Source organism: Micromonospora sp. BL1 (genome assembly GCF_003667485.1).
GTDB classification, from domain to species: domain Bacteria; phylum Actinomycetota; class Actinomycetes; order Mycobacteriales; family Micromonosporaceae; genus Micromonospora; species Micromonospora tulbaghiae.
In genome coordinates, this window is sequence record NZ_RCVK01000422.1 from 1 (window position 1) to 8,147 (window position 8,147).

Sequence of the window (8,147 nt, forward strand, 5' to 3'; positions counted from 1 at the left end):
GCGCGGGGCGCGGGCGGTGCAGACGACAGCGCCGAGTTCCATGAACGCGGCGCTGGCCAGCGCGGCGGCGGCCGGTTCGACAGGCAGCAGTTCCTCGGTGGCGACCAGGTCGGCCGGGCGGGTGGTGGGGCCGGCGTCGGGCTCACCGGCGATCGCCCGGCACACCACGCGCCGGACGTTCGTGTCCACCACCGGGTGCCGCTGCCCGTACGCGAACGCGGCGACCGCGCGGGCCGTGTACGTGCCGACACCCGGCAGCGCCAGCAACTGGTCGAGCCGGTCCGGCACCACGCCGCCGTGCCGCTCCACGATCGCCACCGCGCACTCGCGCAGGCGTACCGCCCGGCGGGGGTAGCCGAGCCGCCCCCACATCCGGATCGCCTCGGCCGGGGTGTCCTCGGCGAGCGCGCGCGGCTCGGGCCAGCGGGCCAGCCACGCTTCCCAAGCGGGCACCACCCGGACCACGGGGGTCTGCTGGAGCATGACCTCGGAGACCAGGATCGCCCAGGCACCGATGCCGGGCTTGCGCCAGGGCAGGTCGCGGGCGTTGCGCTCGTACCACCGGCTGACCTGGGTGGCGAATGTGGGATCGGACATCGCGCCGCCGATCATGTCACGGCGGTCTTTCCCGCAGGTTGGGCGGGCGGGGTGGCCGGGCGCGATCGATCATGGACGACGGGGCAGAATGTCCGAATGAACGAGCTCGCGATCACCGTCATCGGCCGGGACCGGCCGGGCATCGTGGCCGACGTCGCGGAGGTTCTCGCCCGGCTCGGCGCGAACCTCACCGACTCGACGATGACCCGGCTGCGTGGACACTTCGCGATGACGCTGATCTGCGTGGGCCCGGCCGCCGCCGACGTCGAGGCCGCGCTGGCCCCGCTCGCCGCCGACGGGCACCTGCTGGCGACCGTACGCGCGGTCACGCCCGACACCGGCAGTGAGCCCACCGGGGAGCCGTACGTGCTGGCGGTGCACGGCGCCGACCGGATGGGCATCGTCGCGGCGATGACCCGGGTGCTGACCGACGCGGGCGGGAACGTGACCGACCTGAGCACCCGGCTGACCGGTTCGCTCTACGTGGTGGTCGCCGAGGTCGAGTTGCCGCCCGGTGTGTCGGACGAGGTGGCCGGCCGGCTCACCCGCGTGGCCGCGGAGCTGGGCGTGGGGGTCAGCCTCCGCCCGGCGGACACGGATCTGCTGTGACCGGGCCGGAGTACGCGGGCCTGGGCGGCTGGACCCCGGAGAAGCTCGGCGTCCCCGGTGCGGTACGTCCGGTGGTCACCGCGCCGGAGCCGGTGCTGAGCCGACCCGGCCCGGAGGTCGACCCGACGTCGGCGGAGGTGGTGCGCCTCGCCGCGGACCTGGTGGCGACGATGCGCGTCTCGCCCGGTTGCGTGGGCTTGGCGGCACCGCAGGTCGGGGTGAGCGCGCAGGTGTTCGCCGTGGACGTGACCGGGCATCCGAAGGCGGTCACCGTGCACGGCACGTTCGTGCTCTGCAACGCGCGCGTGGTGGAGGCGTCCCGGTGGAAGGCCGGGCGGGAGGGCTGCATGTCGGTGCCGGACCTGACCGGCGACGTGAAGCGGGCCAGCCGCCTCGTGGTCGAGGGCGCGCTTCCGGGCAGCGGCGAGCCGGTGCGGCTGGTGACGGACGGCTTCGAGGCGCGGGCGCTCCAGCACGAGATCGACCACTGTGCCGGGCTGCTGTTCCTCGACCGGGTGGCGGGCGCGCACGCGATCTACCAGCGCAAGGTCTACCTCTGACGGTGGCGCTCGGAATCCTGTGTGGACGGGTGCGGCCGTACGGCGGCGGGTTCCCGGCGCGTCGGACCACCGAGCCGTGCGCCGCGCGGCTACGGTAGGCGCATCATGCGTCTGACGGTCGGCCCTCTGCCCCCTGCCGTGTACTGGCGGCGTCGTGCCGTCGTGCTCGGAGCAGGGCTGCTCTTCCTGATTGTCCTGTTGTATTCCTGCACCGGTACGGACCGCAACACCGGCGCGCCGGGTACGGACCCGTCCCCGACCGGCTCGGCCGGGGCTCAGCCCGACCCGTCCGGTTCGGTGCTGACCCCGCAGTCGGGCAGCCCGTCACCGACAGCGGGTGACGCCGGCGGCGGTGGCGCGAACAACGGCGGCGGAAACACCGGTGGCGGCACCACCGGCGACGGCGGGAACACCGGCGGGGGCGCGAACAACGGGGGCGGCAACGGCGGCGCGACCGGTCAGCCGGTCTCCGACGACGGCACCTGCACCGACTCCGAGCTGCTGGTGACGCCGGTGGCGGTGCCGCCGACCGCCCAGCGGGGCACGGTGGTCACGCTGCGCCTCAAGGTCAAGAACGTGTCGAACCGTACGTGCAGCCGGGACGTCGGCGCCGACCTCCAGGAGCTGTACGTCAAGTCGGGCGCGGAGAAGATCTGGTCGTCGGACACGTGCGGCACCGGCAAGGGCTCGGACGTGCAGTCGTTCACGCCGAACTTCGAGCGCTCCTACGAGCTGGGCTGGAACGGCAAGCTGGACAACAAGTGCGCGAACGGGCTGGCGAACGGTGACTTCGCCGCGATCGGCGCGTACCAGGTGTTCGCGCGCGTCGGCACCAAGATCAGCGAGCCGGTGAAGCTGACCGTCACCGGCTGAGCGGTCGGTCAGACGTACCGTTCGAGGATGCTCGCCTCGGCGAGCCGGGACAGGCCCTCGCGGACGCCACGGGCGCGGGCGTCGCCCACGCCCTCGACCGCCTGGAGGTCTTCCACTGTCGCGCCGAGCAGCCGCTGGAGGCTGCCGAAGTGCACCACCAGCCGGTCGACCACGGCGACCGGCAGCCGGGGCACCTTCGCCAGCAGGCGGAACCCGCGCGGGCTGACCGCCGCGTCGAGCGCGTCGGAGGCGGACGGGTAGCCGATCGCCTTGGCCACGGCCACGAGGTCGATGAGTTCGGTGGCGCTGAGCAGGTCGAGTTCGACGAGCGCCTCGTCGAGCGTGCGCGACTTGCGGCCGGTCGGCAGGTAGTCGCGGATGACCAGGGTGCGGTCGGCGTCCACGCCGGCCATCAGCTCGTCGAGCTGAAGGGCCAGCAGGCGACCGTCGGTGCCCAGCTCCACCACGTAACCGGCGATCTCGTCGGCGATCCGCCGGACCATCTCCAGCCGCTGCACCACCGCCACCGCGTCGCGGACGGTGACCAGATCCTCGATCTCCAGCGCGGAGAGCGTGCCGGAGACCTCGTCCAGCCGGAGCTTGTAGCGCTCCAGCGTGGCGAGCGCCTGGTTGGCGCGGGACAGGATGGCCGCCGAGTCGTCGAGCACGTGCCGCTGGCCGTTGACGTAGAGGCTGATGATCCGCATCGACTGGCTGACCGAGATGACCGGATAGCCGGTCTGCCGGGCCACCCGCTCGGCGGTGCGGTGCCGGGTGCCGGACTCCTCGGTGGGGATGGACGGGTCGGGCATCAGGTGCACGCCGGCCTGCACGATGCGGGTGCCGTCGCTGGAGAGCACCACGGCGCCGTCCATCTTGCACAGCTCACGGACCCGGGTGGCGGAGAACTCCACGTCCATCGGGAAGCCGCCGGTGCAGATCTGCTCGACCACCTTGTCGTAGCCGAGCACGATCAGCGCGCCGGTGCGGCCGCGCAGGATCCGCTCCAGGCCGTCCCGCAGGGCGGTGCCGGGAGCCATCAGGGCGAGGTTGGCGCGCAGCGGATCGGCGCCGGCCCCGCCGCCGACGCTTCCGTTGACGCTCACGCTGATGGCACGAGCGGGGTTGGCGCTCACGGCGCCGGTACGGGCGTGCGGCGTCGCCGTTGCGGGCTTGGTGGCATCGCGGTCGATCGGCACGGGCACAGTCTACGGACTGCCATGCGGTGGGTGCTCTCGTGGTTACTGTGATGTGTCACGATGCCCGGCTCGGGCGGGTCGTCACGGGCTGAGTGGCCTGCCGGGAAACGCCCGGCGGATCCCACCGTGTCACTCCGCCGACGCGCGCGCGGCCGCCTGGAGGGCGGATCGCACGTCAGTGACCTCGATCACCCGCATGTTCTCCGGCCCGGCGCCGCTGCTCTCCGGCCCGCACCCGGGCGGCACGAGGGCCAGCCGGAAGCCGAGCCGGGCGGCCTCGGCCAGCCGCCGCGGCACCGCGCCGACGCGGCGGACCTCGCCGGTGAGCCCGACCTCGCCGATGGCCACCAGATGCGGGTTGAGCGCCAGGTTGAGCCCGCCGGAGGCGACCGCGAGCGCCACGGCCAGGTCGGCCGCCGGCTCGACCACCCGGATGCCGCCGACGGTGGCGGCGAAGACCTCCCGGTCGTGCAGGGTGAGCCGCTCGGTGCGGCGCTGGAGCACCGCGAGGACCATGGCGAGCCGGGCGCTGTCGAGGCCGGAGACGGTACGCCGGGGGGAACCGGCCACCGTCGCCCCGATCAGCGCCTGCACCTCGGTCACCAGCGCCCGGCGCCCCTCCATCGCCACCGTCACGCACGTGCCCGGCACCGGTTCGGAGTAGCGGGTCAGGAACAGGCCGGACGGGTCGGCCAGGCTGCTGATGCCGCCCTCGTGCATCTCGAAGCAGCCCACCTCGTCGGCCGCGCCGAACCGGTTCTTCACGCCGCGCACCATGCGCAGCGAGGAGTGCTTGTCGCCCTCGAAGTGCAGCACCACGTCGACCAGGTGCTCCAGCACCCGGGGGCCGGCCACCTGGCCGTCCTTGGTGACGTGCCCGACGAGCACGGTGGCGATGCCGCGCTCCTTGGCCACCGCGACGAGGGCGGCGGTGACCGCGCGGACCTGGGTGACGCCGCCCGGCACGCCCTCGGTGCCGGTGGTCGAGATGGTCTGCACCGAGTCGAGCACCAGCAGCCCCGGCTTGACCGCGTCGAGGTGGCCGAGCACCGCCGACAGGTCGCTCTCGGCGGCCAGGTAGAGCTGGTCGTGCAGGGTGCCCATCCGCTCGGCGCGCAACCGCACCTGGCTGACCGACTCCTCACCGCTGACCACCAGCGACGGGCTGCCGGCTCCGGCCGCCCACTGCTGGGCCACGTCGAGCAGGAGCGTCGACTTGCCCACGCCGGGCTCACCGGCGAGCAGCACCACAGCGCCGGGGACCAGCCCGCCGCCGAGCACCCGGTCGAGCTCGCTGACTCCGGTGGGACGGGCCCGGGCGGGCGCGGCGCTGATCGTGGCGATCGGCCGGGCCGGCTCGGCCGGCATCCGCGAGCTGACCACCCGGCCGGAGACCATCGGGCCGGTGACGGTGCACTCGACCACCGAACCCCACTCGCCGCACTCGGGGCACCGGCCCACCCACTTCGGGGGCTGGTGGCCGCAGGCGTCGCACTCGTAGGCCGGGCGGGGTTCGCGGGTGGCGGCGCGACCGCGGCCGGCGCCGGCGCGGGGGGAGGTCGATCGGGGCGTGGTCACCACCGGACGCTAACCGGCCCGTACGACGAAAGCCCACCCGAAACGGCGGCACCGCCGGCGTGGCGCTGGCCACGGCGGCGGTGCCGACGGAAGGAGGGAGAGGTCAGTGGCCGCCCTCGACGCCGCCGTCCTCACCGGCGTGCTCACGCGGGTTCACGATCTTCGACGGCGTGGCCTCCGGGGTCAGCGGGATGCCGATCGGCGCCGGGGTCTTGACGACCTTGCCGTCGCCGAAGTCGAAGGTCAGGTTGACCTGCTGGCCGACGAGCAGCTTCTCGTTCAGGCCGACGAGCTGGAGGAACCGCGGGTTGCCGGCGTTGAGCTGGGCGTAGCTGAGCGCCGGGATCTCGATCCGGGCCGGCTGGCCGGCGGGCGCGGACTCGCTCTCGCTCGGCGACGGGCTGGCCGACGGCGACCCGGTCACCTCCAGCGACTGGCTCGGCGACGCGCTCGGGTCGGTGGCGGTCGGCGAGGCGGTCGCCGGCTCGGTGGGCGAGCCGGTCGGGGTGGCGGCGCCGCTCTCGCCCGCGCCGGAACCCGTGAGCACGATCTCCCGCGCGCTGTCGGTGGTGACCGTCACGGTCACCGGCTTCTCGCTGTCGTTGTAGATCACCACGTTGACCGGCGCGTTCGACCCGGCCTCGTAGCCCTTCGGGCCCGGGAACTGCACGTAGAGCCCGCGCACCTTGTACAGGTTGTCGGAGGTCTGGACGTTCACGCCCTGTACCGACGGGATCTTGTTGGCGGTCTCGGAAATCTGCCCGGCGCCGCACCCGGACAGCAGCAGGCTCGCCGCCGCCGCCGTGCCGGCCAGCAGCAGGGCCGGCCCCCGGGAACCCCTGATCGAGCGCGTCACGTCGGTCCTCCTCGTCACGATCCCCGCCCGGTCGACCACCGGGCACGGGGTGGCCATACCCGCGCAGACCGCGCTCCAGGGTAGTTGGAGCTGATCGAGGCCCGCACGCGGACCCGGCAATGCCACCTCGGAGGGGACTCCTCAGACCAGCCGGCCGCTCGTCACCAGCAGCACCACATCGATGAGCGCCACCACCAGCACCGCCCGGAAGGCGGTCGCCGAGCGTCCGGCGGTCGCGCGTCCCGCGTACCAGCCGACCGCCGGCACGGCGACGGCGGCGGCCACCGCCGACAGGCCGGTCCACGACGGCGGCCCGGGCGGGCCGAGGACCAGCGCGACGGTGGCCGCGAGCAGCAGCCCGGCGGCGGCCAGCCGGCTGCCCACCGGCCCGAACCGGTGCGGCAGGCCGCGCACCCCGGTCCGGGCGTCGTCGGCCAGGTCCGGCAGCACGTTGGCGAAGTGCGCGCCGGCGCCGAGCAGCGCGGCGGCGGCCACCAGCCAGGCCGGGGGCACCGGCGAGCCGGGCAGCGCGAGCACCACGAACGCGGGCAGCGCGCCGAACGAGACCGCGTAGGGCAGCACCGACACCGGCGTCGACTTCAGCGGTCGGTTGTAGAGCAGCGCGGAGACCAGGCCCAGCGTGGCGCAGGCCGCCGCGGCCGGGCCGCCGGCCAGCGCCAGCACCGGCACGGCGACGGCGGCCACCGCGGTGGCCCGGGCCAGCGTCGGCCGGGTGACCTCGCCGGTGGTCACCGGTTTGTCGGTACGCACCACCGCCGCGTCCCGGTCGGCGTCGATCAGGTCGTTGCTCCACCCGACCGCGAGCTGGCTGGCCAGCACCGTCAGCGCCACCGCCACCACGCCTGCCGCGGAGTGCCCGACGCCGGCGGCGAGCAGCGCGGCGACGACTGTGACCGCCGCCGCGGGTTCCGGATGGCTCGCCCTGACCAGCCCTAACACCCGTGTCGACATAAGGGAAGTCTGGTCGTTACCGGGCAGTCGTGCCACGCTCGACGCATGCCCGACGCGTCGCCGGTGTCCACTCCGTACCGGGTGCTGCCGCCGAACGACCCGCGGCAGTACGACGACCTGGCCGGTGAGTGGTGGCGGCCGGACGGCGCGTTCGCGATGCTGCACTGGCTGGCCCGGGCCCGGGCGGCGCTGGTGCCGGCCGCGTCCACGCCGGACGATCTGCTCGTCGACCTGGGCTGCGGCGCCGGGCTGCTGGCGCCGCACCTGGCCGGCAAGGGCTACCGCCACGTCGGGGTGGATCTGACCCGCTCCGCGCTCGACCAGGCCGCCGCGCACGGCGTGACTGTGGTCCAGGCCGACGCGACGGCGGTGCCGCTGGCCGACGGCTGCGCGGCGGTGGTCTCCGCCGGTGAGCTGCTGGAACACGTGCCGGACTGGCGGCGGGCGGTCGCCGAGGCGTGCCGGCTGCTGCGCCCGGGCGGCCTGCTGGTGCTGGACACGCTCAACGACACGCTGCTGGCCCGGCTGGTCGCGGTGGAGCTGGGCGAACGGCTGCCCACCGTGCCGCGCGGCATCCACGATCCACGGTTGTTCGTCGACGCCCGCGCGCTGGTCGCCGAGTGCGCCCGGCACGGCGTGTCGCTGACGGTGCGCGGGGTTCGCCCGCAGCTGGGCGGCACGCTGGCCTGGCTGCTGCGCCGCGTGCGCGGCGGCGCCGACCGTCCGGACCGGACCGAACCCCGCATCGTGCCGACCCGGTCGACTGCGGTGCTGTACCAGGGCTGGGGGCGCCGGGGCGGGTAGCCGGGCAGCGCGAGCACCACGAACGCGGGCAGCGCGCCGAACGAGACCGCGTAGGGCAGCACCGACACCGGCGTCGACTTCAGCGGTCGGTTGTAGAGC

9 protein-coding genes are annotated in these 8,147 nt (G+C 74.4%); 4 read left to right on the forward strand and 5 right to left on the reverse strand.

What is annotated here, in order from left to right; translation table 11 throughout:
• On the reverse strand, nt 1-597 hold a 597-nt coding region (locus EAD96_RS30720; protein WP_121686697.1), incomplete at its 3' end, for an A/G-specific adenine glycosylase.
• A 96-nt stretch (nt 598-693) separates the two neighbouring features.
• Between EAD96_RS30720 and EAD96_RS30725 the strand changes: the two genes are divergently transcribed.
• From EAD96_RS30725 to EAD96_RS30735, 3 genes are all read left to right on the forward strand, one after another.
• Nucleotides 694-1,206 (forward strand): glycine cleavage system protein R, encoded by a 513-nt coding sequence (locus EAD96_RS30725; protein WP_120572813.1) that lies wholly within the window; start codon nt 694-696, stop codon nt 1,204-1,206.
• Nucleotides 1,203-1,766, forward strand: coding sequence for a peptide deformylase (locus EAD96_RS30730; protein WP_091047297.1), 564 nt, complete (start codon nt 1,203-1,205; stop codon nt 1,764-1,766). The genes EAD96_RS30725 and EAD96_RS30730 overlap by 4 nt, the downstream gene beginning before the upstream one ends.
• A gap of 105 nt (nt 1,767-1,871) precedes the next feature.
• Nucleotides 1,872-2,639, forward strand: a complete 768-nt coding sequence (locus EAD96_RS30735) for a hypothetical protein (protein ID WP_121686693.1) — start codon at nt 1,872-1,874, stop codon at nt 2,637-2,639.
• Between the two features lie 8 nt (nt 2,640-2,647).
• Here EAD96_RS30735 and disA read toward each other — a convergent pair whose 3' ends face one another.
• The 4 genes from disA to EAD96_RS30755 form a co-directional block, all read right to left on the reverse strand.
• The gene (gene disA / locus EAD96_RS30740; protein ID WP_121686698.1) at nt 2,648-3,838 is read right to left on the reverse strand and encodes a DNA integrity scanning diadenylate cyclase DisA; all 1,191 of its coding nucleotides are present in this window, start codon (nt 3,836-3,838) and stop codon (nt 2,648-2,650) included.
• 129 nt (nt 3,839-3,967) lie between these two features.
• Nucleotides 3,968-5,416: a DNA repair protein RadA gene (gene radA, locus EAD96_RS30745; protein ID WP_199733348.1), complete on the reverse strand. Its 1,449-nt coding sequence runs from the start codon at nt 5,414-5,416 to the stop codon at nt 3,968-3,970.
• A 103-nt stretch (nt 5,417-5,519) separates the two neighbouring features.
• Nucleotides 5,520-6,272, reverse strand: a complete 753-nt coding sequence (locus tag EAD96_RS30750) for a hypothetical protein (RefSeq protein ID WP_121686699.1) — start codon at nt 6,270-6,272, stop codon at nt 5,520-5,522.
• Between the two features lie 141 nt (nt 6,273-6,413).
• Nucleotides 6,414-7,244: a UbiA family prenyltransferase gene (locus EAD96_RS30755; protein WP_121686695.1), complete on the reverse strand. Its 831-nt coding sequence runs from the start codon at nt 7,242-7,244 to the stop codon at nt 6,414-6,416.
• A gap of 45 nt (nt 7,245-7,289) precedes the next feature.
• Between EAD96_RS30755 and EAD96_RS30760 the strand changes: the two genes are divergently transcribed.
• Nucleotides 7,290-8,048 (forward strand): methyltransferase domain-containing protein, encoded by a 759-nt coding sequence (locus EAD96_RS30760; protein ID WP_121686696.1) that lies wholly within the window; start codon nt 7,290-7,292, stop codon nt 8,046-8,048.
• The last annotated feature ends 99 nt before the right edge of the window (nt 8,049-8,147 follow it).

What these genes read in the sequence shown, in the direction of transcription:
- EAD96_RS30725 (WP_120572813.1), top strand. Translation starts at nt 694, where the DNA reads ATGAACGAGCTCGCGATCACCGTCATCGGCCGGGACCGGCCGGGCATC.
- EAD96_RS30735 (WP_121686693.1), top strand. Translation starts at nt 1,872, where the DNA reads ATGCGTCTGACGGTCGGCCCTCTGCCCCCTGCCGTGTACTGGCGGCGT.
- EAD96_RS30755 (WP_121686695.1), bottom strand. Translation starts at nt 7,244, where the DNA reads ATGTCGACACGGGTGTTAGGGCTGGTCAGGGCGAGCCATCCGGAACCC.
- EAD96_RS30760 (WP_121686696.1), top strand. Translation starts at nt 7,290, where the DNA reads ATGCCCGACGCGTCGCCGGTGTCCACTCCGTACCGGGTGCTGCCGCCG.